The organism is Phycisphaerae bacterium (assembly GCA_035275405.1).
Taxonomy (GTDB): Bacteria; Planctomycetota; Phycisphaerae; order UBA1845; family UTPLA1; genus DATEMU01.
Map to the genome: position 1 here is coordinate 322833 of DATEMU010000003.1, position 26177 is coordinate 349009.

The following is a 26177-nucleotide window of genomic DNA, read 5'->3' on the forward strand; positions in this document are numbered from 1 at the left end:
CCGTGGGGGGTCCCAACAGGTCTATCAGGGTAGCCAATCCATGGAATATCGACAAGTAGGAATTGACCCCATCAGCAAGGAAGGCTAAGCTCGGCGGCCTGGCGGGAGCGAGGAAACGGCTGTAAACTAGCATAGAACATAAAGTTAGCACTGTCAACGGCGGGGTGCCGTAGAATCGAGAAACATTTTGGGACTATGGCGGTTCCAGATTGAGCCGGCTTCGGGGCAACCCGACCCTCTGGGTCGGCAAGTCTTGCAGACCCTATCGGATTTTGGGGTTCGGTCGGTTTCGCAGGTACGAACGGCCCGCTTGTTCGTGATCGACCTGTCGGTCGAAGGGACGGCGGACGAGCGGAAGCTCGCCGTCCGGGTGGCGACGGAGCTCCTGGCGGACCCCGTGGCGGAGATCTGGTCCTCTCGGCGCCAGGAGGAATCGGACACGGGTCAAACGGACGGGTCGCTTGCGGTCGAGGTTCATTTCAAACCGGGGGTGATGGATACCGTCGCGCAGTCCACGATGCTGGCACTAAGGGACATGGGGGTGCGGGCGGAGAGTGTGCGGACGGGACGGCGGTACGAGTTGTCGCCGATCCCGAGCGACGCCGACCTGCGGAAGATACCGCGGCTGCTGGGCAACGACTGCATCGAGGATGTGGTAATCGGGACGCGGGCGATCGAGCCGCCGCCGGAGCCGCCGCGCTATCAGTTTTCACTGCGCAGCGTCTCACTCCGTGATTTGGATGAGGCCGCCTTGGAGAGGCTCAGCCGGCAGGGGCATCTGTTCCTGTCCTTGGAGGAGATGCGGGCGGTTCAGGAACACTATCGGGGGTTGGGTCGCGATCCGACGGATTTGGAGCTGGAGACAATCGCCCAGACATGGTCGGAGCACTGCGTACACAAGACGCTCAAGAGCGCAATCGTGTATCGCGGGGCGCCGATGCCTGAATTAAACGCCGAAACGCCGAAGCACCAAAGCGCCAAATCAGATGAAGTTGAAATTCGATACGGCAATTTGCTCAAGGATACGATCGCGCGGGCGACGGACGAGTTGATGCGCGAGGGGCGGGGGCCGCGATGTTTGTCCGTGTTCAAGGACAATGCCGGCATCATCGATTTCGACGGCGAATTTGGCATCGCGTTCAAGGTTGAGACTCACAACCACCCTTCGGCCATCGAACCGTACGGCGGGGCGGCGACGGGCGTTGGCGGCGTGATTCGCGATGTGCTGGGTTGCGGGCTGGGGGCGCAGCCGATCGCCAATACCGACGTGTTCTGCGTCGCGCCGCCGGATTGGCCGGTGGACAGTGTTCCCAGGGGCATAATCCATCCGCGTACCGTGCTCAAGGGCGTCGTCGCGGGCGTGCGCGATTACGGCAATCGCATGGGCATCCCGACCGTCAACGGCGCGGTGCATTTCGACGCGCGCTACCTTGGCAATCCGCTGGTGTTTTGTGGGTGCGTGGGACTTATTCCTATCGATCGGATTGAGAAGAAAGTGCGGCCGGGCGATGCGATCGTCGTGATGGGCGGGCGAACGGGTCGCGATGGGATACACGGGGCCACGTTCAGCAGCGCGGAGTTGACCGACACACACGAGGATGAGTTTGCGCACGCCGTACAGATCGGCAGCGCGATTGAAGAGAAGAAGGTGCTCGACGTCGTCCTGCTGGCGCGGGATTTCAGAGAATCGGGCGGAGTACGGAGGTGCCTATTCTCGGCCATCACAGATTGCGGCGCGGGGGGCCTTTCGTCGGCGATCGGGGAGATGGCGGCGGAAACCGGGTCGGAGGTCGATCTCGAAGATGTCCCACTCAAGTACGCCGGATTGCGCTACGACGAGATTTGGATCTCCGAGTCACAGGAGCGGATGGTGCTCTCCGTCCCGCAGGAGAACGTGGGGGCGCTGCTCGCGCTGGCCAGGGGCGAAGACGTCGAAGCGACGGTCATCGGAACGTTTACTGACAGCGGGCGGCTGGTGACTCGTTACGAAGGGTGGCAGGTCGGCGATATCGATCTGCACTTCCTGCACGAGGGCCTACCCAAGACGGAGCGCATTGCGGAGTGGCGGCCCTCGCCGGGCACCGCGCGAACCCCTGCCTCACAGCCGACTGATATCGTCGCCGAGTTGAAGAAGCGGTTGGCCTCGCCCACAACGGCGTCCAAGCATTGGATCATCCGGCAGTACGATCACGAAGTTCGCGGGCGCACGGTAATCCGGCCGCTCGTCGGCCCAGGTGAGGGACCCTCGGATGCGGCGGTCATCCGGCCGCGACTGGACAGCCCGCGCGGCATCGCCATCGGCTGCGGCCTCGCGCCGCAGTTGGCAGACGGCGATCCCTATTGGATGGCTGTTGCGGCAATCGACGAGGCCCTGCGCAACGTGGTGTGCGTGGGCGGCGACCCGTCGCGGACCGCAATCCTCGATAACTTCTGCTGGCCGCGAGTGGACGACCCGCGCAACCTCGGCGCGATGGTCCGCGCCTGCCAGGCGTGCTACGACGTGGCCAAGGCGTACGGGTTGCCGTTTATCAGTGGGAAGGATTCGCTGAACAACGAATTCGCGCTGGACGCTGGCGACGTGGAAAGCGTCCGCGCGGCGATGAAGATGGTGGGCACGGCCCACCCTACCGAAGCGATTCGCGGCGGTCGGTTGGCGATTCCCTATACACTGCTCATTTCCGCCGTATCGCTTATCGACGACGTGGCGAACTGCGTCACGATGGATTTGAAGCAGGAGAACTCCCAGCTTTTCCTGATTGGAATTCCTGCGTTTGACCCTGCTCGAACGATTCAAGCCCATCGTGCCGTTGCGCGCTTAGACTGCGAGGGCATCGTGACCGCAGTACACGATGTCAGCGATGGGGGAGTCCTGGCGGCAGTCGCGGAGATGTGCATGGCGGCGAATCGAGGGGCGACGCTGCGGCTCCTGATGGGAATCGGCTGGTTCGATGAAGGGTCGGGGTGGTACGTCGTTGAGGCGGCGGCCAATGCAGGCGAATCGCTGAGGCGAATTTGCGGCGACGTACCGCTTCAGCGGCTCGGTGATGTCAGTGCGGATCAGCCCCCGAAGATCAGGGTTCAATCTGACGGTCATGGCGAACAGGTCGTGGCCCTATCGGACCTGCGAAGTAGCTGGCAGTCGCCGCTGAATTGGTAGCCATATTTGGTCCGCTTCAGGCGGCGTTGCGACGAGTGTACGCCAATGCCATTCACCAAGGCGGCGAAAAGCGGTATCATAGAGGCGGAGACGAACCATGAGCCGCGTGAACACCACTCTTTTTGGCAAGACCGGTCACGCCGGGTGCCGCGTCGTTGTGACGGGGCAGGTCGGCGTGGAGAAGAAGGCGTTTCTCGAACAGGTCGTCCAGATTGCCGAGCGCAAGGGGCATCGCCTGACGCTCTGCAACGTCGGCGACATGATGTACAAGGAGGCGCCGGACGTCGTGCGGGGGCGGATTCTCGATCTGCCGCGGACGCGTCTCAACACCCTCCGCCGGGCGGTATTCAAGGATATCCTCTCCACCGCGGAGAAGACCGAGAACGTCATCGTCAATACGCACGCCACGTTTCGCTGGAAGCACGGTCTCTTCGAGGCCTTCGACTTCGATCACATGTCGTCTTTCAACGCCGATCTTTATGTGACGCTGGTGGACAATCTCGACGCCGTTCACGAGCGGCTCCTCCGCGATCACGACATCATCCATACCCTCAAGGACATCATGGTCTGGCGCGAGGAGGAGATCCTCGCGACAGAGATTCTGGCGCACAGCATCGGCGGTCACGGCCGGTATTACGTCCTGGCCCGCGGTCACGGCGCGGGGACGGCCGAGTCGCTCGTGCGGCTCATGTTTGAGACGGAAACCAAGAAGATCTACCCCAGCTTCCCCATGTCGCACGTCATGGACATGCCCGAGACGCTGGCGGAGATTGACGGCTTCCGCGACAGCCTCGCCGAGCATTTCATCTGCTTCGATCCTGGCGACCTGGACGAAAAGCGGCTGTTGTTCGAAGCGGCCGAGGCCACGAAGCGCGGCGAACAGTCCATCACGCTGGACGTCAACGGCCGAAAAGTCCCGTTCAACGTGACGGACGTCTCGAGCGTCGCGCGGGACATCGACAGCCAGATTTACGCCCGCGATTTCAAGCTGATCGACCAGTCGGACATGATCGTGAGCTACATCCCCGAAACGCCGAGCGGCTTCCCCGGTCTGTCCTCCGGCGTCGAGCGCGAGCTTCAGCACGCCTGGGAAGGCACAAAGGAAGTCTACGTCATCTGGCGGCCGAAAAAGGATCCCTCGCCCTTCGTGACCGAGACGGCCACGCGGGTCTTCACGACCGTGGAACAACTCTTCAAGCACTTCCAGTCCAAGGGCTACCTGGGCGACTATCAGCTCAACCTGCTGCGCTCCGCCGCGCCGAAGGATCGCGGTCGGTTCGGGTAGCAAACGAGCCTGGTACCAATCCGCTATTGCGATGGGGCGGTCGTGGATTGGGATCGACGAAGTACGGCGTCTAATCTTTGCTGCGCTTCTTCGTAGCCGGGGGAAATACGCAGGACCTCGCGGTATTCCCGGGCGGCTTCGTCGAGCCGTTTCGACGCTTCAAAGAGCTGGGCCAGGTTGAAGTGGGCGTCGGCGTAGTCCGGCTTGATGCGAACGGCCTCGACGAAGTGCTCGTACCCTTCCTGGGGCAGACCCTGCGACACGCGGATGACGCCGAGGTTGTAGTGCGCCTGCGCGACTTCGTTGTCGATCGCCAGCGTCTCCACGTATGCCGTCGCGGCGTCGTCCAGCTTGCCGGCTTGAAAAAGGGCGTTGGCCAGACGCAAACGCATGTCGGCGCTGCCCGGCGCGAGGCGCACGGCCTGGCGCAACTCGACAATTGCCTCTTCCATCTTCGCGTTGGAGAGCAGAATCCCCGCCTTGGCCTTATGGAGCAGTGACGCGTCGGGCTTGTCCTCGAACGCCACAATCCCGCGATCCAGCTCCGCCAGGGCGTCGGAGGTCCGGCCTTGTTTCACCAGAAGCTGCGTCAGGCTCATATGGGCCGGTATGAAATACTTGTTGAGACCGACGGCGTCACGGTACTTGGCGATCGCCTCGTCCGGCCGGCCCTGCTTCTCCCGCAGCAGGCCCAGACAATAGTGCGCGTTCACATAATGCGGAACGAGGCGCAGGGCTTCTTTCAACTCCGCCTCGGCTTCGTCGAGGCGGCCGAGAAAAACGTAAGCATTGCCGAGGTTGTAATGGGCCTCCGGAAACTCGGGAAACAGCCTCGCGGTCTCAGCGAAATAGCCGGCCGCCTTGTCAAACTGCCCCCTGCCGGCCTGGAGGCGCCCGAGATTATTGTGCGCCGCCCAGGCGCCGGGGTTGCGGGCAATCGTGTCGTGCCAGAGCGTCTCCTCATCCTTGTAGATGCGGGTTTGTTGCCACGTCAGTACGCCCAGGATGCCGAGAACGGCCAGTGCGGCGGGCAATCCGACGGGCAGTCGTTCGCGAAACGCCGCGACGACCAGCGCGCTGAATAACACAATCGGCCCGATGCTCGCCAGGTAACAAAAATGGTCGGCGACAAATGAAAAGCGCATCGGATAGGCCATGACGAAGCCGAGCGCCGGCGAGAGCGTGCCGAGGTAGTAGAGCGCCGCCGTCAGCGGGCCGCGGCCGGCGCGGCGGCGAAGCGCGAACAATGCAACGAGGGCGACGAGGACGCCAACGGGGAACACATATTGAAACACATCCGCGGAATCAATTTGCCAGCGCGGGTAGAAAAAAATCAGGTTTGCGGGCCAGACCAGCTTCCACAAGTAGAAGGACGCCGCGCGGCCCGCGAGAAGAATGCGATCGATGACCCCCAGGTTCCACTCGAGCTGTTCGGTGCCGACGTGCTGGCGCTCGAGGCTGACGGTGAACGTGACCATCGCCGCGGCGACCACGAACCACGGAATCATCGGAAGGATGTCGCGGAGGCCCAGCCGGCCGCGCTTCCACCACAGGACAAGCAAAACCGCCGCCGGGAGAGTGGCCGTAACGCTTTTGCTCAGTAGTGCGCAGAGGAAGAACACGAACGCCAGGACATACAAAAGCCATGAGCTCGGTCGGGAGGCGCCGGGTTCGTCGATCCGGATCCAGCGAAGGTACGCCAACGTCGCTGCAAGATAGAACAGGCCCGAGAGGACGTTCTTGCGCTCCGTGATCCACGCAACCGATTCAACGTGCAGCGGATGCACTGCAAAGAGCATCGCCGCGAGCAATGCCCCCGGCACGCCCAGCAACAACAGGAGCCGCCAAATCAAAATCGCGCAGCCCGCGTGGAGCAAGACGTTGACGATGTGATAGCCGAGAGGCGCAAGGCCCCACAAGTGGTACTCGATCCAGAAGCTCGTGAAGGCCAGCGGGTAATACTGCGGCGTGGCCTTGGTGTCGGTCCAAATCTGCCGGAGGCCCTCCGCCGAGCGGAGCGTCGGGTTGCGCGTGACGTAATCGTCGTCGTCCCAGATGAAACCGGCGCGAGAGACCGGCAGATACGCGGCCATCGTGGCCACGACGATGAGGCCGATGCAGAATGCGGGGTGAGCGATCAACCGGTTCATCATGGCGTTGACATCTTAGAGGATCGCGCCGCGCTTGAACAACCACGACAGTCGCCCACGGCGCAGCCACGAAAGGCGATCCCGTCATTTTCGCGATGAGGGGGCGGTCGCGGGAACCGGCGGGCGGCGATTCAAGTCCGCCAGTCGCTCGCGGGCCTCGGTGTAGTCCGGACGGAGCCGCAGGGCCTGTTCCAGGTTCGCGCGCGCTTCCGGGAAATTGCCCTGTGCCATGCGAATGACACCCACGTTGTAGTGCGCCTGGGCAATGCCCGGGTCGAAGGCCAGGGTCCGTTGGTAGGCGTCCACGGCGTCGTCGAGCCGGCCCGCCTGCGCCAGCGCATGGGCGAGCTGGAGGTGCATCTCGGCCATGCGCGGAGCCAGCGACACCGCCCGTTCCAGCAAAGGGATCGCTTCTGTGAATTTCTTCTCACCGGTGAAGATGGCGGCCTTGGCCTTGTAAAGCCACGCCGCATCGGGGCGGCCCTGCAACGCCGCCAATCCGCGGTCCAATTCCGCAAGCGCCTCCGCCGACTCGCCGGCTTTGGCCATTTGCTCGGACGCACTCAGGTAGCCATAAACAAAGTGCGGGTCGAATCCCGTCGCCATTCGGTATTCAGCGATCGCTTCTTCCCTACGACCCTGTCGTTCGCGCAGAAGTCCGAGATTGAAATGGGCGTTGACATAGTGCGGTACGAGGCGGATCGCCTCCTGCAAATGAGCCTCTGCGTCGTCCAGCCGGCCCAACTGAATCGAGGCATGGCCCAGGTTGTTGCGGGCTTCAGCAAACTTCGGGTTCAGCCGGATCGTCTCGCTGAAATACCGGGCCGCTTCCTCCAACTCGCCGCGATTGGCATGGAGCTGTCCGAGATTGTTGTAGGCCATCCAGCAATCGGGATTCTTTTGCAGGACCGTTTCATACATCGTCCGGCTGTCGGAGTACGGGCCGCATTGTTGGAACGTCAGAACGCCCAACACGATCGGCAGAGGCGATAGCATCGCGATCTGAAGCCCGCGCCGCGGGATCCTGGACACGACAGCGACCAGCGCGCCGCAGGCCACTGCAATCACGCCCAGGCTCGGCAGATATTGAAAATGGTCGGCGACAAACGTGTAGAGAAACAGATACACATTGAAAAAGCCGAGCACGGGAAAAAGCGAGCCGACATAGAACAATACGCCCGCCAACGGCGATCGCGTTCTCCGACAGAGCCTCCCCAGCGCCGTCAGGCCGGCGATCAGTCCCACCGGATATAGCCATTGCCACCACACCGTGGGATCGACCGTCCAGCGCGGATAGACGAAGAGCAGGTCCGTCGGCCAAAGCAGTTTGGAAAGATAAAACGCCACGACGCGACCCGGCAGCAGGAGCCGCTGCGCCGCCGAAAGCTCAAAGGCCGTGCCCTTCGCCCCGATGACGCTGTGTTCCACCCAGGCGGCAAACAGCCCCGAGGCGATACTCAACGCGAACCAGGGCAGCAACGGCACGATATCGCGTCGCGTCATTCGGCCCCGCTGCCACCAGAAGATCCCCAGCATCGCCGCCGGAAGCGTGACCGTCACCGGCTTGGTGAGCAGGCTGAGGAGGAAGAACGCCGTAGCCGCGGCGTAGAAGCCCCAGCGCCGCGTTCGATCGAATCGCAGGTAGCTTAGCGCCGCCGAAAGATAGAATGCCGCCGAGAGCGTGTTCTTCTGCTCGGAGATCCACGCGACCGACTCGACATGGACGGGATGCAGCGCGAAGACCGCGGCGGTCAGGATCGCCGTCGCATCGGCCCAACGCGCCGCCCGGTCCCACAACAACCGCCGCACAATCAACATCACCAACGCGGCATTGATGGCATGCAGCGCCAGATTAACGAGGTGATAACCCAGCGGCCGATCGCCCCACATCCGGTGTTCGATCCAGAACGCCGAGTGCAAGAGCGGGTAGTACTGCTGCGTCGCCCCCACGTCGAACCAGATGCGAGAGAGCCCGTGAAGGGAACGAAGCTCCGGCGTGGTCACATGCTCGTCGTCATCCCACAGAAACTCCGCACGATAGACCGGCGCGTACGCGGCGAAGATCGCGATTGTGGTAAGGCCGATGCCGACAAGGAGTCGAGGGGGAATTCGATTCGCCATCGGCTCGGAATCTTATGCGAAGGCGTGGAGGACGGCCTACCGCGGCCTCAGGTACGGGCGTGGGCGGGTTGCTTGCCGGGTTTCTTGCCGGGCTTGGGAGCGGCGGTGGCGCAGGACTGAGTGACGCCGTGGAAGGTGGGCGTGTAGTCGGGGAAGATGACCGACAGGTTGTTGTTCATCAGCCGCTGCGAGACAATCTCGGCGAGGATGTCGCGGAAGTCGATGGTCACTTCGAGGTCGCGGCCCTCAAAAAGGTTCTCCGGGGCCAGACCGGGCCATTGGGTGAGCACGCGGCCGCCGTCGATGTTGTTGCCGAGGATGAACATGGCGTTGCCGTGACCGTGATCGCTGCCGAGGCTGCCGTTTTCAAGGAGCCGTCGGCCGAACTCGGACATGACGACGACGGTGAGGTTGCGTGTGGGACCGGAAAACATGTCGGCGTGAAAGGCGGCGAGACCGCTGCCGAGCTTGGTGGCCAGGCCGTGGAGCGCGCCGCCGGGGGCCAGGCCCTGATTAATGTGGGTGTCCCAACCGTCGATGTCGACGGCCACGGCTTCCACACCGACGTCGGCCTTGATCAGAGCCGCCGTTGATTTGAGCGACTTGCCGAAGTCGTCGGTGGGATAGACAGCGCCGCCGGCGGGAACGTAGCCGGCGAAGTTGATCTGGTCGAGAAGGTCGCTGGTCAGGTGGCTGTTAAGGGCCGCGGAGCGGAGCGGCTCGGCCACCAGGTTGTACATGTCATTGAGCGCGGCCTTGCGCGCCGCCAGGCTGGAGAGGGCGCCGCCGAGGCCGAAGTTGTCCAGGTCGCGAATCGGCAGGGCCTTTGGCGCGCTGTGCAAGGCGCGCTGCAGACCGATGTGAATCCCGACGGCACGGAGAATCGCCGATTCCGAAAGCGGTGTGGAGGTCGCCAGGTGTCGACCGAGCCAACCGGAGACGACCGCAGGGTCGGCGGGCTTTCCGACTTCCATGAAGCGCATGGCGTCGAAGTGGGAGCGACTGGGGTTGGTCGATCCGCAGGCGTGGACCACAAGCAACTGGCCGGCCTGAAAGGCCGGGATGAGCGGTGCAAGCATCGGCGGGAAGCCGAACGTCCCGTCCAAGTCGATGGCTTTGTTGGGGTCGCTGCTATCCGGCCGAGGGACCGCAAGGGTGGGCCGCGCGTCGTAATAGGCGTCTTCGGTATGCGGGACGCAGAGGGTGAAGCCGTCGGCCGCGCCGCGCAGGAAGACCGTGACGATGATATCGCGGTCGGTACAGGCGTCCTGTGCGTAAACGACGTCGGGGAGCCAGGCGGGAAGACCGGCGGCCGCGAGCACCAGGCCGCCGCCGGCGCCGATGAACCCTCGCCGTGAGAGCTGGAGGTACTCCGCACAGCCTTGGCATTCGGATACGCTCATGACAAAACCTCGTGGTCGCCGCGGCGACCGCTAACAGCGCGGTCCCCTCGTCAATACCATTGGAAGCCGGGCGAGCTGATCGCCAGGCCGATCGCCTCGTTGATCTTCTCGGCCCACGGATTATTGGGTAGCAGGTAATCGCGGATGCGCGTCTTGTCCGCGGGCGGCATGACTCCGGCGAAAATGACCTGATCGAGACGGGCGACGATGTCGTCGGCGGTGACGGCCCCGGCGAGGAGCGCGTTCACATCTACCGTCACGCCGGCGAGTTGGCCCCACATCAAGGCAATGGCGAAGTTCCAACGGGGCAGCAAGGCCGCCCCCCACGCCTCCAGCGAATCGGGATAGCCATCGGGCGTGAGCCAGTGAAACGGTTCGTGGCCGTTTTCGGCCATTCGACTGCGGATTGGCGAACCGCCCGCCGACGGGTCCGACGGAATCTGCGCGTTCAAGGCCCGAAGGGCGGAGACGATAAAATGAAACGGACGCTTAAACTTGGGCGGCGCGGTGGCGGGATCGATGCTGTTGAACAGCGTCCGCAGCATCGCCTTGATATCTCCGCCCGTGGAAGTAAACGTCGCGGCGACACTGTCGATCAGGCTTTGCGAAACGTCGTAGCCATAGAACCGGCGGCAGAGTTTCTTGGCAATGAAATTCGCCGTGCTGGGGTGGTTGACCAGAATATCCAGCACGATGAGTCCGTCGTTGAAGCCGCCGCCCGCCGGGATGTTGTAGCCCAGGACCGTCTTGGCGTCGTTGTCGTGCCAGGCCGGGCGATAAATAAACGAGCCCTGGTTGGGAGTGCTGTCGCTGACGCCCCAGCCGGTCAAACAGCGGGCGACCTCCTGGACGTCCTGCTGCGTGTAGCCGCCGTCCACGCCCATGGTGTGCAATTCCATGAGTTCGCGGGCGTAGTTCTCGTTGGGATTGCCGGCGATGCTGATGTCATTGCCGAGATATTGCATCATGGCCGCGCTCTGGGCGCTGGCCGCGAGCAGATTGGGAAACGTCCCCAGCGCGTGAACGCGGATGACGTCGCGGTCGTCGGGAAGCTTGAGCCAGATATTCTGCGCCGTCATGATGTCGATGCTGAAATGGTCGGACCAGAACTCGACCATTCGCTCGAAGAGCTGGCGCTTGCTATAGACGCCGCGCAGGATCGTGGCATCAATCAGTTGGTTGGAGACGTAGGTGGCATGGGCCGCGAGCAGCGCATAGGCCGGCCAGTTTAGAAACGTGTAACCCGACAATCGCGCTTCGACGTCGCTGTCGTTGATCGCGGTGTGATTGAGGTGGTGTTCAAGGTAGCCGTGATAGCCCAGCGAGTCCGCCAACAGGTGTTCCGACGGCGTGTAGCCAAAGGTGAGCCGATTAACGAGCCAGCGCGAGGGCGACGGTCGGGGCGCGGCCTCCGCGGTGGACGACGACAATCCGGCCAGTACCGATCCGCCGAGCAGGAGGTTGCGGCGCGTGAGAATCCCCGCTTCGCCTTCATCGGTCAGCCATTGGCCGATCCTGCGTCCAAGCAGCTTAGCTGTGCTCATGCCATTTTCCTCTCGCATTTGCCCAAGGCTTCGCCGAGCTGGCCGAGCGATCTTGGTTCTAGGGGTTGATAGCCAAGGTCAATCTTACCGCCGGGCGTTGGACACTTCAATTCTATACATGTCTCTTCCATACTAGGGACCTTGCACAATAGCCTGCGAAAAGCCCGGGCTGTCGTCGGTGTCGATCCCGTTGTCCAAGTCAAAGTCGCCGCCGCAAATCTCGGCCGCAGTGGGGTTTGCAGCAAACAACAGCGAGGTGAATCGTACGACGTCTCGACCATCGAGTACTCCGTCGCCGTTGACATCGCCCGGCCGGGTGAGGGGACACGGGTCGCAGGCATCGCCCATCCCGTCGCCGTCGGTGTCCGATTGGGTCGGGTTTTGGATATTCGGACAATTGTCGCAGCCATTAAAAACCCCGTCGCCGTCTGAATCGCTGGGGCAGCCGACGCCATTAATCGGTGCGCACGTCGGTGTGTTGGGACAAAGGTCCTGATCGTTCAGAACGCCGTCGTTATCAGTGTCGGCTGTGGAACATCCGAAGGCGTCGACGGGATCGCCGGGGGCCGTATTGGGACAATTGTCCTCGGGGTTGGGGACTCGATCGCCGTCGGAATCGGGCATCGCCACGATCTTGAGGTTGTCGTAGTACGCCTTGTCCGATCCACCGCCATCCACATTGTAAAGATCCACATCCGCCAGCACGTCCGTCGTGCCGGGGGTGAAGGCGCGGCCGGTAATGATGAGAACCCCGTCGAGATACAGCGCGGTGCGCCGGACACCGACCGCGTAATCGATGTTGAGCTTGAACGTGTGCCAGGCGTTGCGTGTGACCGTCGTTGCCGTGGTGAAATAGACCGAGCCGTCCCAGATCTGGAGTTGGCCGGTGCTGTTGACCACCACTGCGGTGACGCGCTTGGGAGTGGGGGAGGAGTCGTCGTAGGCGTCGATACCCCATTGGAAGCTCTTGTTGGGGCTGGTCCCGTCGAGGTACATGTTCCAGGTCACTTGAACAATCGGATTCACGGCGACCGAGACCGGGTAGTTGATCGGCTTCCAATACCAATCGCTGTTCAAGGTCACGGAGGCGTCGAGCAGGGCAGCGCGGGCCCCGGTGTGCGCGAAGGTGCTTTGGACCAGGCCGCGACCGGTGGTGGGGGGATCGTCCGTGGAGATCCAGCCGTTTTGACCGGCAAGGTTGCCGTTGACGAAGGGGGGAGCCTCGGTGCTTTCGAAACCGGTTTCGTACACCGTCACTTGGCCCTGCGCTCTGGAGGCGGCGATAAGCCACGCCATTGCGATGCAGACGGACATCAATCGCAAACGCAGGAGGCGCATGAACGAACCTCGTCGCGGGCAGGGAATATACGATTGCGGGTGGCCGGGGCGGGGAGAGGCAGCGCCGAGGACTTCTTTCAACCCGTGTCCTTCATGATATCGCCAAATCACGCCGGTATCAAGCTTTGGCCAACACTTTGTGATTCGGTCCTAATCGCTGAATTGCGGGATTACCGGCCGTGACGGGGCATGGGTTGCGTATAGCGGAGTCGAAAAATCGACCATTGAAGTACCGAGTTGGGGGCAAAAAAATGCCCACTCGATCCGACCACCGAGTGGGCCTGGCCAGCGGATGGGCGAGCCGAACAATCATCCACTGGTCAACAAACTGGGATTTCGGCGCCGGTAACTCGCGGCCTCGTCCTTCTGCGGAAGAGGCCAGGGGGGAGAGGCGCTTCCCGGCAGCGCGGAATGTTCTATAGCCATAACAACGAACTTGGGTTTTTTATTCCCGCCGCAGTCGAAATATTGAAGCCGCGATTTGGCTACGGGTAACTAATTGCCCAGAAACCGGTTATCGAGCTGAGTCGACCACCTGATTCTCGAGGCCGGGCGGCGTCGCCCCCTCCCGGTCACCCCCTTTGGCCGCTACCCGGTGGGTTAATCAAAGACCCCAACCTCCCCCAATGCGAAGAATCGCAAGGGTGCGATTCGTTATAATGCGCGAAGTCATCGCCGGCTCCGTTAATCGGTGTCGCGGGATGATAACACCGATTGTGGGTCCGTCCACCGGGCCCCGAGTCCGCCGGACGGCTTTTCGATCCGGCAAGTGTCTGTAATTTTTCGTGGAGGGAAAGCCATGCATCCTGGATTGCGTCGCCATTCTGCGTTCGTCCGTGTGTCGGTATTGGCTTTGGTTGCCGCCGCCGCACTGCTTCACCCCGTCGACGCCCAGGGCGGCGTGATCACCGCGCTGACGTGGCACTCCGGCGTCGCGTCCGTGGCGGGCGACATCATCATGCCGCCGTCCGCGCCCAACAATGACAACCAGGTCGGCGTTTCGCCCAATCTCGTGCAGGTGCTGCAGAAGAACTACGTCGGCATCGGCCCCGTCGATCTGGTTTTCACGGTCGCCGACACCGGCGGCACCACCGAGTATCGAATGAACGAGGGAGTGGCCAACAATACCGGAATCGCTTGGAGCGATTATCACATGGAACTGGGATTCGGATTCGGCAGCGGCTTTGTCCCGGCGACGCCGGGCGGCGGGCTGGATTTCGACGCCCCCGATCACGATTCACCGGTCACCATGGGCCCGGGTTTTCCAGGTTTCCTCGTGACGGAGCTGGAGATCTTCGCCAGCGGCTTCCTGCCGAACACGGCGTTTAACGGCGGCATGATCTTTCACCTCGATGTGCCCGACGGCGTCAGCGAATTCACCCTTCGTCAGTCGCCGGTCCCGGTCCCCGAGCCGACGACAGTTGTTATGTTGCTGTGCGGGTTGGGCCTGCTTCGACGGCGAACGAGGCAGGTGAGGGGATAAGGCCGGCCGATTTTATTTCGGGCACCGATTTTTTTCTCGCGCAAACGACTGCAATCGGGCGCAAACGGCGCGGGTCTTTTTTTGTTGGTGGAACCAGGCGGAACAAGGCGGAACGGGCCAATGCGGAAGTCGGAATTCGGAATGCGGGATGATCCACCACAGAGGCACCGAGGGCACAGAGAACCTCTTCTGACCTGGTAGAAGAAAGGATTAATGTTACCCATCTTAACACCGGCGACGCTGCGGTTTGGCTGAAACGGCCCGCGCAACCTGAATTTTACTGAACTTCCCAGAACAACTTCCCAAGCAATGGTCGGCCATGAGCCGTCAAGGCCGGCGCGGGGAATGTACGAACTCACGAGCCATAGGCTTGGAGCCAGAAGCCGTAAGATGGACTACGGCGACGGTTATCGCCGCTCCTTGTTCCTAACCAAGTACTCGTGCTCAGCGCTCCCTCTGGAACGAGGGATTAGGGGGCGGAATGGGCCGGGCTTGGTCAGGGCGGCGGAGGATCGGCCTGGGATTATTTTCCTGCTAGCACTGACGGGCCGTCACGCCAAGTAATTCATCCTGACAGTAATACCTGCACGAAGGGCGAAGTCGGGCGAGAGGTGTTGGGGAAAGTGAAGGCGATGGAGCGGCCATGAGAATTTAGAATTCCTCCCTGGCATACCGTCACGGTCATCGACAAAACCAAGTCACCGCCTCTAAGAGTCCGACGCTAACGTGTCGCTCGGCGCGAAGCGTTGTACGTTGCCGCTCCTATCGAGTTCCAAAACAAAGGTCTTACTGGCCGTTGGAAAGTTGGACGAAACGACGAGGTACTCAAGTTCGTACTTGCCCGGACCAGTAATGAGCTCAGCCGCTTTTGCAGAATCGGTATCTACCCACATTTGGTGAAAGTGGATACCGCTCTCCTGATCCTCCTTGTGGAACGCAGCAACGCGTCTCTCGCCGTTGTTTGCGGGAATGGCGACGGATTGATTGTAGACGACGCCAGCCCATTTCTGTTCAACATGCTCATGGGCCAGCGTGGGCAGGTCCGTGCCCGATATTTTGACACATCGTTTCAAGAAGCATCGGCAATCCGTTGCTAACCGGCGACAATGGAGGTTTCTGACGACCAAGTGCCAAAAGGTAGCGCCTCCGTCGGGCGCGTCCGAAAAGCCCGAGAGAATTGGAAGTTGTTGATTGGTGTTGCTATAGGAGCGATTATCAGGTGCCGCCGCGCGACGCACATGTGGGTCATTTTCAACCTTATCCAATATTGTCAGCGCGTTCTTCCAATCGGTCCGCCACCCACCTCGATCCAAGGATCTCCCGAGCCTGTCACGTACTTCATGCTCAACTAGCTCTGGGAGCTTACTTCGATCAGCGAATGGGACAGGGCGGCCATGTAGATTCTCACCAATGCCCTCCAAACGAACGCCTTCCTCGGCAAACCGCAATTGCTCGGTCTTTAGGAAACTCGCGATCGCTAACTCTTGGTGGCTGTAAATCGACCCACGAGACCATCTTTTTCCAAAATTACAACCAAGTTTTTCGCGCCTGAAGTCTACGAAAATAAAGTATTCCGAGGCTTCTAATGCTCGAAAAATGTCGTCCATAGGACCCATGTATGTATGCCGTTTCGCCGCCAAGTAAGGCTCGAATTCGAGATTACCAATTTTCTTCTCGATCTGTTCGGCGATTATACGTTCGCCGATTTCAGATTTGCCCGCAGGGCTCCTCTGGCCACAGCTGATAAAAACCCGCGCTCTTGGCGTATACATGTGCGGTACTATACCAAACTCAGGAGTCACAAAAGCGCAATACCTGGTCCCGGAATCTAGGCGACTTCGTCGTCTCTCTTTCGAGCATTCGGATCATTCGGATGGGCGACCCGATCGCGCCTTTTTTCTGATCCGCGAGACAACCTAACGACGGACATAGCGCTTACGGCGATCGCCAAGGCACTGACGACATTGACAACGGCCCACGTTCCTCGTCCAAAACGTATCGGCGCGAGCGGGTTGTAGGTCACAGCCAGCAGGCCCAACACAAGCGCGATGCCCAGTGCCTTGAGCCTGATTGCATAAAGCAGGAACCAGAGGGAGGACGCGCAGACGATCCACCGCAAGAATTGATAATAGCTGTAGGGCTGTCTTCCCATCGCGATGAGCAACATGGCGACGCAGACCGCAGCAACGGCGAAAATGGATGTCTTGATTTGCCGATCCACGATCTGGTTGTCGGCCTCCGTAGTTCGGTTCGCTCGGCGTGAAGTGCCAGAGCAACTAGTACAATACGTTAATTAGGATCCAGCGCCAGCCGGAACCCAAAATAGATGCTCCGACGGTCGGGCCTGTTGAAGTTGCGGTACGACGAGCGGCAGTCCGCAGCACTTACGATCCACGCGCCGCCCCGAGTTACAGGGCACCCTTCACGCGCGGTGCCCGTGGGGTCCGTCTCCCGATTCGTCGAATATTTTCCGCACCAATCCGCACACCACTCCCACACGTTGCCGTGCATGTCGTACAAGCCCCAGGCGTTAGCCTTTTTTTGCCCCACTGGGTGCGTTTGCTGGTCGGCGTTGTTCCTGAACCACGCATATTCGCCCAGTTCAGACTCGTTGTCCCCGAAGCAGAACGCTCCCGTGCTACCCGCGCGGCAGGCGCACTCCCACTGAGCCTCAGTCGGCAGGGCGGGACTGTACTGCGGGAATTTCTTCTTCAATTTTTCTATGAACTCCTGACAATCGTTCCAGCTTACAAAGTCCACGGGGTTTTTCGCTCCCGCAAAGTGGCTCGGATTGCGCCCGGTTACCGCCTGCCATTGCTCCTGCGTCACCGCGTACCTACCCATGTAGAACTGTTTGCTTATCGTTACCCCGTGCGGCGGCTCCTCCAAAACATGCAACCCTATTGATCCCATTGTGAATGTGCCTGCGGGGATCAGCACCAATTCCATCTGCACGCCGCCGCCGCAATCCAGCGTGAGCGTGGGTGGGTTGTTGCGCGGCTCCGCTGCGACATCGGTTGCGCGCATTGATGCGGTGCGAGGTAAACTTCCGCGAATCAATTGGACACCACTTACACAGCAAGCGCACAAGAACGCCAGACAAAGAACGAGCACCCAAGGGTTTTCCTCGAACTGCTCGTCAGCCACGACATCAATGATGTCATCCGATGATGCCGCCATTTTGACGTATCGGACATCAAGCTTTGTTCCGGCAGAGTAATACCCACTGAGGTCCACGACCCGCGTCCTATCATCGTAGCTCAAGACGTGTGGACACCTAAAATGCCTGCCGCCATGTGAATCTCTGGACTCGCGACCCACTCCCACCGAAAGCACCGTTGCCGTTACCCGCGTCGCGTTCGTCGCCAGGGCGACCCAACAATAAAGCGGGCGAAAGAAAATGGTAAGGATGACCATGCTCATCACGATCAGAAGCAGGCCTTGACGCACCTCCTTGATTCTTTCATTCCGCGATGTCAATTTACGGATGAGTCGTCTGGCTCTCTGCGATATCCCAGCACCGATCAACTCGTCGCTTTTCTTTGCCGACGATCCCCTCAGCGCCCACGATCCAGCCAGAGCCAATAATCCAAACCAAATGTAGGCCCCGATCGCTCCACCCACGAGCCAATACCAATCCCTCTCACGGAAGTAGCTTCGATTGTGTAGGAGGAAGAAACCAACCGCCCAAAGGGTCGATCCGATCATTCCGACAAATACCGCTAGACGGTTCCGATGGGTATCTGAAAAACTCCAAATTGATGACCGTTTGCCCATCGTAGAGTTTTCTTCCTGAGTCGGGCAGATGGCGACGCGCCTACCGTTTCTCCGATGAGCGTTTCAGGGTCGGAGCCGCGCCGCGCGACCTAGTCTAACTCGTGGACACGACCGACTGGACAATCACTTATGTCCCAGCGCGATACTCAACGAACGCTTCAAGGGCCGATAGCTCATTTTGCTTTCGATGCAGCTCTTCTTCGTCAGGAGTTCGCCTCCGCTCGATTTCCATAATCAGCATCCGCGACCGCGACAGGCCCCGCTCCCTTGGCGGCGGACGAAATGATACTCGACTAACTAATCGTTGCGGAGGGAGACGCCAGCAAGTGCTACGGTGGCTCGGCAGGAGCCTCGCCCTCCCCGACACCGGCAATTAGCCGGTGGCACACCTTCCCGGGGCTTTGATCGGGCACGTCCGGCACCCGCCACGGCGGGCAGGCCCAGGCACGAAACCTACGTTCGAGGACCGGCTGCCTTCACTTCCGCCGTCGCGTCGGGGAAGCGGGCGAAGTTTTTCACGAAGAGGTTGGCGAGGTCCTTGGCCTTGGCGTCGTAGGCGGCGCCGTCCGACCAGGTTTTGCGCGGGGTGAGCAGTTCCGTCGAGACGCCGGGTACTTCTTTGGGGATGTGCAGGCCGAAGATAGGGTCCTGCGTGGTCGGCGCGTCCGTGAGTTTCCCGGTCAGGATCGCAGTGATCATGGCACGGGTCGCGGCGAGGTCGATCCGATGGCCGACACCGTAGGGGCCGCCGCACCAGCCGGTGTTGATGAGATAGCAGGTCGAGTGGTGCTTGGTGATTTTTTCCGCCAGCATCTTGGCGTAGACCATTGGGCTGCGTGGGAGAAAGGGCTGGCCGAAGCCGGTGCTGAAAGTCGCCTGCGGCTCGCTGCCGACGCCGGCTTCGGTGCCGGCAAGTTTCGCCGTGTATCCGCTCATGAAGTGATACATCGCCTGGGCCGTCGTGAGGCGCGAGATGGGGGGAAGGACACCGAATGCGTCACAGGTCAGGAAGATGACTGCCTTGGGGTGGTGTTCGGCGTGACCGCGGAGCAGGGCGTTTTCGATGAATTCGACGGGGTATGCGGCGCGTGTGTTTTCGGTGAATTTCTCGCTGTCGAAGTCGACGACGCGGGTCTCGAGGTCGACGACGACGTTTTCCAGGACAGCCCCAAAGTGGAGAGCGTTATAGATCTGCGGCTCGCGCTCTTCGGAAAGGCGGATGCACTTCGCGTAACAGCCGCCCTCGAAGTTGAAGACGCCGCGATCGGACCAGCCGTGCTCGTCGTCGCCGATCAGACGCCGCCGCGGGTCGGCGCTGAGCGTCGTCTTGCCCGTGCCGGAGAGACCGAAGAACAGGGCGACGTCGCTCTCCTTGCCCACGTTCGCGGAGCAGTGCATGGGGAAGACGCCGCGGTCGGGGAGGATGTAGTTCATCACGGTGAAGATGGATTTCTTGATCTCGCCGGCGTAATGGGTGCCGGCGATGAGGATGATCTTGCGGGCGAAGTCGGCGGCGATGTAGGCCTCGCTGTGGGTGCCGTCAATGGCGGGATCGGCGTGGCAATCGGGGGCGGAGAGGATAACGTATTCCGGTTTGGCCTTGGGCAACTCCTGCCGGGTCGGGCGGCGGAAGAGCTGGCGGGCAAAGAGGGCGTGCCAAGCCTTCGTGCCCACGACGCGAATCGGCAGGGCGTAATCGGGATCGGCACCGGCCAGGGCGTCGGTGATGAAAAGTTCGTGGTGGTTGAGGTGCTCGATCGTCTTCTTACGGAGCCTATCGAAGGCGTCCGGGGTCACCGGCTTGTTGACCTTGCCCCAGTCCACGGTCTTTTCGGTGGAGGAGTCCCTCACGATGAACTTGTCGTTGGGGGAGCGACCGGTGCGTTTGCCGGTGAGGGCGGCGAGGGCGCCCGTGCTGGTCAACTGGCCTTCCTGTCGGGCGACGGCCATTTCGACGAGTTGGGGGACGCAGTTGTTCCAGTGGGCAGGCCGGGCGGGGGCGAGACCGTGATGTTCGAGGCCGAATTCGCTGGGGATCATGGCGGCAAATCCTTGAGACGGTTTTGGAGATGGAGGATTTTGGAGGGGGGTTGTGGAAAGATCAAGAATGGAGGGGGGGCGGGCCGTCACCAACGAAAGTCCGGTCCCGAAAACTCATCGCGGCCCGCCATAAGGGGCCGCGAACTTTACAGCCGCATGGCCCCGGCGTAGGCTAAACGATTATGCGTCGAATTTGCGTGATTTTGGCGGTCGTTCTGGTCCCGATGCTGGTGCCGTCGTGCGGAGGCGGGGAAACGGGCATGGACGTGCGCAAGCCCCCTGCGGAGCGGCCGGATTTTGACCGGAGCGTCGTGCAGCGCGGGGCGCTCAAGATTCCCGCGGCAGAGGGATTCAACTACACGTCGTTTCGATCCGGGCAGAGCGGGACCGGGCGCGGAGAGTCAAAGCCGGAAGGCAAGAATGGAGCGGTTTGCCGTGCGGAGGCGGGCGACGAGAGTGGGGCCTGGGGCGAGTTTCAACTGGGCTATTGCTTTGACAACGCCGGGGATGCGCCGCTGGATGCGATCGTGAAGTTGAATCTCAAGGTCTCGGAGAAGAATGAATCCAAGGGCGCGGCCGCGAGTGGTGAGGCGCTCCCTGCGACGGCCAAGAGCATGCTGACGTTTTTCATCAAGGACTCCTACGGCGAGATCATCAAGACGGAAAATCTGATGGCCACCAGCCTGGGCAAGGGCCCGAACGCCTCCGGGATCGTCCACGAGTTGGTGTTTGACGCCCGGTTCGAGCCGCAGCGGGGCTACTATCTCATGTTGGCGGGGCGTTCGGAGGCGCAGTCCTTCGAGGGGCAGTCAGCCTCGGTGGCTCTCGAGGTGAAGGACGCGGCGATGGAGATTGAGTGGCGACCGGCGGGCACGGCTTCGGTCCCGGGCCGAAGCGAGGCGGTCGCCAGCCATCCGCCGGAGAGCGGCGAATCGGCGCCGTGATACGGCCGGGCGGCTGCGGATCGTCGACATGAGCCAGCGCATCGGTCTGTACGGCGGGAGTTTCGATCCCATTCATTTCGGGCATCTGATTTCCGCGCGAAGCATTGCGGAGCAGTTGGGGCTGGCGCGAATCGTGCTGATCCCATCGGCACGTCCCCCTCATAAGCGCGGCGTGGTGTTGAGCGATGCCCGGCACCGATTGGCGATGGTAAAACTGGCGGTCGCCGGTGATCCGCTCTTCGAGGTGTCGGATGTGGAGCTGCATCGCGCGGGCCCCAGTTATACGATCGACACGGTCGCGGATTTCCGGACTCGACTGGGCCCGGAAGTCGAGCTGATCTGGATCATCGGCGCGGATTCGCTGCCGGAGCTGCCGACGTGGCATCGAATCGCTGAGCTGGTGACACAAGTTCGTATCGTGACGGCGACGCGACCGGGGTGGAAGCCCCCGGCGCTCGAGGCGCTCGCGGCTGTGGTCGGGGCGGTCAGGGCCCAGGCGCTCTTCGACGATTGCGTTTCGACGCCGGCCATTGACATCAGTTCGACGCAGATTCGGGAACGTGCGGCGAAGAAAAGGAGCATCCGATACCTGACTCCCGACGAAGTAACGTCCTATATCTCGAAAAACGGACTCTACGCCTCTCTCCGATAATCGTCGGGTCTCGATTGCTAAACACCGAACTGGTAAGTTATTAGAGACATTTCGAAATCAAGGGGGTCATTTAGGGACCGCTGCCGTTTGACGGTAATGCAATCCGACGCTAAGGTTATTGTGAGACTGTGTATAAGGGGTGTATCGGCCGCCAGGTCGCCCGCATCCCGAGGTCCCGGCGCGGAGGGCCTATCGCAGGCTCTTGATGTAACGAGGCGACGAAGACTCGCCGAACGCACGATTACGCCATGATTTGCATTGTGAACTTGGCTCACGGCCTTTTCGAGCCCTACCGATGAATGGATAGCACGAATGGCTGGCCTGACCCACTCACGGCCGACCACGCAAGGATCCGCATCTATGCCGCGACTTTCCAAATCTCTCAGTCAGCGGAAGATCCGACTCCTGGTCGGTCTGGCGCTGGCGGGCATTCTCTATTTTCAGTTTGAGTTGATGGAAGTGAACGAGGTCGTCTGGCGGCCCGGAACACCGGCCGTCATTGCGGCGGAGCGCGAGACGGCGGAGCCATTTGAGCGACGAATTCGCCGCGATCCGCTTTCGGCGTTGATTGAAGCTCGCGATCTGCACCGGCGACAGGTCAAGGATTATCAATGCACGCTCGTGAAGCAGGAGGCGCTGCCTTCGGGAATGAGCGAGGAGCAGGAGATCGACGTCAAGTTTCGACACGACCCGTACAGCGTCATGTTTCACTGGCGGCGCAATCCGGGCCTGGCGGATCGCGTGATCTACGTCAAGGATCGCTGGATCGACGAGGACGCCGAGAATCCTGACGAGCGCCAACTCGCCGTGTGCCAACCGGGAGCGGTCGCGCGGCTGCTCATCAAGAGCATCAAGCAGCCGATTCATGGGAAACGGGCCCAACTTTCATCGCGGCGATACCTGGACGAATTTGGTTTCACGCGGGCGCTCGACCTGCTCATCAAATATTGCGAGCGGGCCCAGCAGGACGGCGTCCTTCGGCTGGAGTTTTGCGGGGAGAGTCGATTCGATGGGCGGCCGGTTTGGGTGATCCGACGATTTCTGCCCTATACGGGCGAGGGCGGGGCCTATCCCGACAAGCTGGCGGAGATCTTCATTGACAAGGAATATCGAATCCCGGTTGCCGTGTATTGCTTCTCGACGGACTACAAGGATCCGCAGCATCTCCTGGGCAAGTACGAATACCGCAACATCAAATTGGATTCCGGCCTGACGGAGGCGGACTTCGATCCCGTGACGTACGGGATGTAATCGGGCGGTTGCGATTTCCCTTACTTAATGAGTCACTGACAAATGCTGTTGTGCGGTGCGCGCTATTGTCCCATCGCCGCGTAGGGGTTTTGCAGGGCGATGCGCGGCAGGAGCCAGGCGGCGGTACCCATGAAGAGCGTGACGAGCGCGACCAGGCCGATGCGCAACTTCGTTTCGGCGGAGAACCGGGCGAAGGGTCGATCGAGAAGCACCATCAGACGGAGTACGAGATTCACGAGCGCCACCGGCACGGCAGTCACGACGAACCAAGCGGCGCGGCGAAAGTTGGCAAGGCGGGCCTTGAGCGGGATTCGGGCGGCAGGTTCGACGGTTTGGGCCGGCGCGTCGTTCACCGGTTGAGGTTCGGCCGGCTGCTCCGACATCGCCGCGGGATGAAGATGTCCGGTCGTCGCGACCTCTTGAGTTGCGGGCGGTTCGCGATTCGACAGGTCGCCGGATGTGAGTTCATCGGTGATTTCGTCCAGGATCGCGCGAGGAATTGCGCCGGGTGTTTCCGAAGGCGATGCGCCGGATCGGTCGGGAATTGGCTCGGCGGCGCTCGCTTCAAGTTCGCGGGCCTGCATCGGAGAAACCATTTCCGAAGCTTCGTCGAGTATGGCCGTGAGTTCGGCGGCGATGGCCTCCGTATTCTCGATGGCCTGGAGCGGGTCGGCGGCCCGCGGTTGAGTGTCTGACCGCGGCGGCAAGGAAGCATCGAAAGGGACGTCGTCCGCCAGGGGGACTGCGACGGTCCAGGCCGGGTCATCGAGCAATTCGGCGGTCGAGACCGATTCAGCGATCCCATCGGGGGCGACTCCGGGCGTAGTGGAAGCGGGATCGTGGGACGCCGGTACGGGATCGTCGGCAATCTCGCCAACCAGCGACTCGGCTTGCTGAAGCAACTGCTCGACTTCTTCGTCGGTGATGGCCAGGGATGGAGGCTGGGGACTATCCATAAACGGCGATGCCAGCGCGGAGACAGACGCCCGCGTAGACCTTTATCGGCCTTGGCGCGCCGGCCGCTAAATCCCGAGGTATGCGCTGGGAAGCCGGAGTCTTCCCCGTGGCGTTTGCCGGCGGACGGCTGGACAATGGTAGCATGACGCCCCGACGCTTCCTGGTCGATGATCTCTCTCCGGCAGTCATTCGCGTCGTGGGCGAGCAGGCCCGCCACGCGTTGCGGTCGCTGCGGCTGACAGAGGGTGCGGAGGTTCATCTGTTCGACGGCCGCGGGGGCGAGGCTGTGGCGCGGATCACCCGGCAGGGGACTGGAGAGTTCGAAGCGACCGTGACGGACCGAATGGAAACTCCCAAGCCAATCGGTCCGTCGCTCGTCTTGGCAGTGGCGATGCCAAAGGGGCCGCGCGGAGATTGGCTCGTGGAGAAGTGCGCGGAATTGGGCGTTTCGCGGCTCATCCCCTTGTCCTGTGCGCGGTCGCAAGTCGAGCCGGGCGAGGGCAAGCTCGACCGATGGCGGCGCAAGGCGGTCGAGGCGGCCAAGCAGTCGAGACAGTCGTCGGCGATGATGGTGGAGCCGACGACGAGACTTGCGAAGCTGCTCGAATCGCATCGTCGGCCGACGCGTGTCTATTACGGAGCACCTTATCAATCAGCGCGGTCATTTGCCCAAGAGTTGCAGGCGGGCGACGGGAGCGCGGATGCTACCAGTCCGCTGCTGGTCATCATCGGCCCGGAGGGTGGACTGAGCGACGAGGAGTCCGGGGAGCTTGAAGCGGCAGGGGCGAAAGGTGTGACGCTATCACCCACGATCTTGCGGATCGAGACGGCAGCTGTTGCCTTCGCGGCAGTTTGGGCGTGCTGGGTTTCCACGCGTTCATAGGCGATTCCGCCTAGATACTCAGGGCGGCGCCGGCCAATAGGCGTGCTTTGTCAGCCGACCGTAAACATGGTATATTAGAGTGTTTGTTGTTTGTAGAAGACGTTAGAGAGGATGCTGAAAGTGTCGAATGAAACCACCCCGTTAACCACGGCCGAGCGGGCGGCCCGAGACGCGGCCATCGCTGAGTTTGTCGCCAAGTACGCTCCCGGACCCGACCACGAGTATTTTGAAAGCATGATCAAGACGGTCTGCCGGCTGTCGAAAGACGAGACCAGCCGGGCCGAGGTCAAGCTTGTCGATACCGCGCTGGCGGAGCTGCGTTACGCATTCAAGATCTTCGCCCCGTACGAAGACATTCCGAAGGTCTCCATCTTCGGCTCCAGCCGCACTCCCGAGGGACATCCCGACTATGAACAGGCGGTGAAATTCGCCGAGCGGATGCGCGAAAGCAACTGGATGGTGATTACCGGCGCGGGTGACGGGATCATGAAAGCCGGACACGGCGGGGCCGGGGCGGATGCGAGCTTCGGCGTGGCGATCCGGCTGCCATTCGAGCAGCGGACCAACACCATCATTGCGGATGACAAGAAGCTCATCAATTTCAAGTATTTCTTTACCCGCAAGCTCATGTTCACCAAAGAGGCCAAGGCCGTCGCGCTGTTCCCCGGAGGGTTCGGCACGCAGGACGAAGGCTTTGAGGTACTCACCCTTATTCAGACCGGCAAGACGCACCTCGTTCCCGTCGTCCTGGTCGATGCGCCGGGCGGGACGTATTGGCAGCACTGGCGGACCTATGTGAAAGCCGAACTGCTGCGGACCGGCATGATCAGCGAAGAGGATATGAACCTGATCAAAGTGACGGACGACGTCGAGGCAGCCGTGCAGGATATTCTGACGTTTTATCGCCGCTTTCATTCGTACCGCTATGTGAAGGACAAGCTGGTGATCCGTCTGAACGAGGAACTACCGATCACGGCCATCACCCATATCCAGGAGCAATTCGCGGACATCTGCGAAGAGGGCGCCATTGAGTCGATGCGGGCGCTGCCGGAAGAAGGCGACGAGTGGCCGGACAAGCCGCGCCTGGTCATGCGGTTTAATCGGCGCTCGCACGGGCGGCTTCGCCAGATGATCGATTACATCAACACGGCGGGGGTTCCCTCACCGATCGCGGCCGGTCGCGCGTAAGCAC

18 protein-coding genes are annotated in these 26177 nt (G+C 61.4%); 8 read left to right on the forward strand and 10 right to left on the reverse strand.

What is annotated here, in order from left to right:
* The first annotated feature begins 187 nt into the window (after positions 1–187).
* Together VJZ71_03255 and VJZ71_03260 are read left to right on the forward strand one after the other, a co-directional pair.
* On the forward strand, positions 188–3157 hold the full coding sequence (locus VJZ71_03255; protein HKQ47072.1) for a phosphoribosylformylglycinamidine synthase subunit PurS: 2970 nt from the start codon (positions 188–190) through the stop codon (positions 3155–3157).
* A gap of 97 nt (positions 3158–3254) precedes the next feature.
* Positions 3255–4442: an AAA family ATPase gene (locus tag VJZ71_03260; GenBank protein ID HKQ47073.1), complete on the forward strand. Its 1188-nt coding sequence runs from the start codon at positions 3255–3257 to the stop codon at positions 4440–4442.
* A 23-nt stretch (positions 4443–4465) separates the two neighbouring features.
* Here VJZ71_03260 and VJZ71_03265 read toward each other — a convergent pair whose 3' ends face one another.
* The 5 genes from VJZ71_03265 to VJZ71_03285 all read right to left on the reverse strand — a co-directional run bounded on the left by VJZ71_03265 (position 4466) and on the right by VJZ71_03285 (position 12998).
* Positions 4466–6595, reverse strand: a complete 2130-nt coding sequence (locus tag VJZ71_03265) for a tetratricopeptide repeat protein (GenBank protein ID HKQ47074.1) — start codon at positions 6593–6595, stop codon at positions 4466–4468.
* An 81-nt stretch (positions 6596–6676) separates the two neighbouring features.
* The gene (locus VJZ71_03270) at positions 6677–8713 is read right to left on the reverse strand and encodes a tetratricopeptide repeat protein (protein ID HKQ47075.1); all 2037 of its coding nucleotides are present in this window, start codon (positions 8711–8713) and stop codon (positions 6677–6679) included.
* Positions 8714–8760: 47 nt separating this feature from the next.
* Positions 8761–10116, reverse strand: a complete 1356-nt coding sequence (locus VJZ71_03275) for a DUF1501 domain-containing protein (protein ID HKQ47076.1) — start codon at positions 10114–10116, stop codon at positions 8761–8763.
* A 50-nt stretch (positions 10117–10166) separates the two neighbouring features.
* Positions 10167–11660 (reverse strand): DUF1800 domain-containing protein, encoded by a 1494-nt coding sequence (locus VJZ71_03280; GenBank protein HKQ47077.1) that lies wholly within the window; start codon positions 11658–11660, stop codon positions 10167–10169.
* A 132-nt stretch (positions 11661–11792) separates the two neighbouring features.
* Positions 11793–12998 carry a thrombospondin type 3 repeat-containing protein gene (locus VJZ71_03285; protein HKQ47078.1) on the reverse strand — a complete coding sequence of 402 codons (1206 nt, stop codon included), beginning with the start codon at positions 12996–12998 and terminating at the stop codon, positions 11793–11795.
* Positions 12999–13797: 799 nt separating this feature from the next.
* Between VJZ71_03285 and VJZ71_03290 the strand changes: the two genes are divergently transcribed.
* Positions 13798–14481, forward strand: a complete 684-nt coding sequence (locus VJZ71_03290; GenBank protein ID HKQ47079.1) for a choice-of-anchor F family protein — start codon at positions 13798–13800, stop codon at positions 14479–14481.
* A 707-nt stretch (positions 14482–15188) separates the two neighbouring features.
* Here VJZ71_03290 and VJZ71_03295 read toward each other — a convergent pair.
* The 4 genes from VJZ71_03295 to pckA all read right to left on the reverse strand — a co-directional run bounded on the left by VJZ71_03295 (position 15189) and on the right by pckA (position 20298).
* On the reverse strand, positions 15189–16253 hold the full coding sequence (locus VJZ71_03295; protein HKQ47080.1) for a hypothetical protein: 1065 nt from the start codon (positions 16251–16253) through the stop codon (positions 15189–15191).
* Positions 16254–16309: 56 nt separating this feature from the next.
* Positions 16310–16702 carry a DUF6804 family protein gene (locus tag VJZ71_03300; protein ID HKQ47081.1) on the reverse strand — a complete coding sequence of 131 codons (393 nt, stop codon included), beginning with the start codon at positions 16700–16702 and terminating at the stop codon, positions 16310–16312.
* 68 nt (positions 16703–16770) lie between these two features.
* The gene (locus VJZ71_03305) at positions 16771–18258 is read right to left on the reverse strand and encodes a formylglycine-generating enzyme family protein (GenBank protein HKQ47082.1); all 1488 of its coding nucleotides are present in this window, start codon (positions 18256–18258) and stop codon (positions 16771–16773) included.
* A gap of 453 nt (positions 18259–18711) precedes the next feature.
* Positions 18712–20298, reverse strand: a complete 1587-nt coding sequence (pckA, locus tag VJZ71_03310) for a phosphoenolpyruvate carboxykinase (ATP) (protein ID HKQ47083.1) — start codon at positions 20296–20298, stop codon at positions 18712–18714.
* 182 nt (positions 20299–20480) lie between these two features.
* Here pckA and VJZ71_03315 point away from each other — a divergent pair, with 182 nt between their 5' ends.
* The 3 genes from VJZ71_03315 to VJZ71_03325 all read left to right on the forward strand — a co-directional run bounded on the left by VJZ71_03315 (position 20481) and on the right by VJZ71_03325 (position 23145).
* Positions 20481–21242: a hypothetical protein gene (locus VJZ71_03315; GenBank protein HKQ47084.1), complete on the forward strand. Its 762-nt coding sequence runs from the start codon at positions 20481–20483 to the stop codon at positions 21240–21242.
* A 28-nt stretch (positions 21243–21270) separates the two neighbouring features.
* Entirely contained in the window at positions 21271–21894 is a 624-nt protein-coding gene (nadD, locus tag VJZ71_03320) for a nicotinate-nucleotide adenylyltransferase (protein ID HKQ47085.1), read from the forward strand.
* A 360-nt stretch (positions 21895–22254) separates the two neighbouring features.
* Complete coding sequence (locus VJZ71_03325; GenBank protein ID HKQ47086.1) at positions 22255–23145, forward strand: DUF1571 domain-containing protein; 891 nt, start codon at positions 22255–22257, stop codon at positions 23143–23145.
* A 62-nt stretch (positions 23146–23207) separates the two neighbouring features.
* Here VJZ71_03325 and VJZ71_03330 read toward each other — a convergent pair whose 3' ends face one another.
* Complete coding sequence (locus tag VJZ71_03330; GenBank protein HKQ47087.1) at positions 23208–24101, reverse strand: hypothetical protein; 894 nt, start codon at positions 24099–24101, stop codon at positions 23208–23210.
* Positions 24102–24208: 107 nt separating this feature from the next.
* Here VJZ71_03330 and VJZ71_03335 point away from each other — a divergent pair, with 107 nt between their 5' ends.
* Positions 24209–24985 carry an RsmE family RNA methyltransferase gene (locus tag VJZ71_03335; protein HKQ47088.1) on the forward strand — a complete coding sequence of 259 codons (777 nt, stop codon included), beginning with the start codon at positions 24209–24211 and terminating at the stop codon, positions 24983–24985.
* Between the two features lie 120 nt (positions 24986–25105).
* Positions 25106–26173: an LOG family protein gene (locus VJZ71_03340; protein ID HKQ47089.1), complete on the forward strand. Its 1068-nt coding sequence runs from the start codon at positions 25106–25108 to the stop codon at positions 26171–26173.
* Positions 26174–26177: the final 4 nt, after the last annotated feature.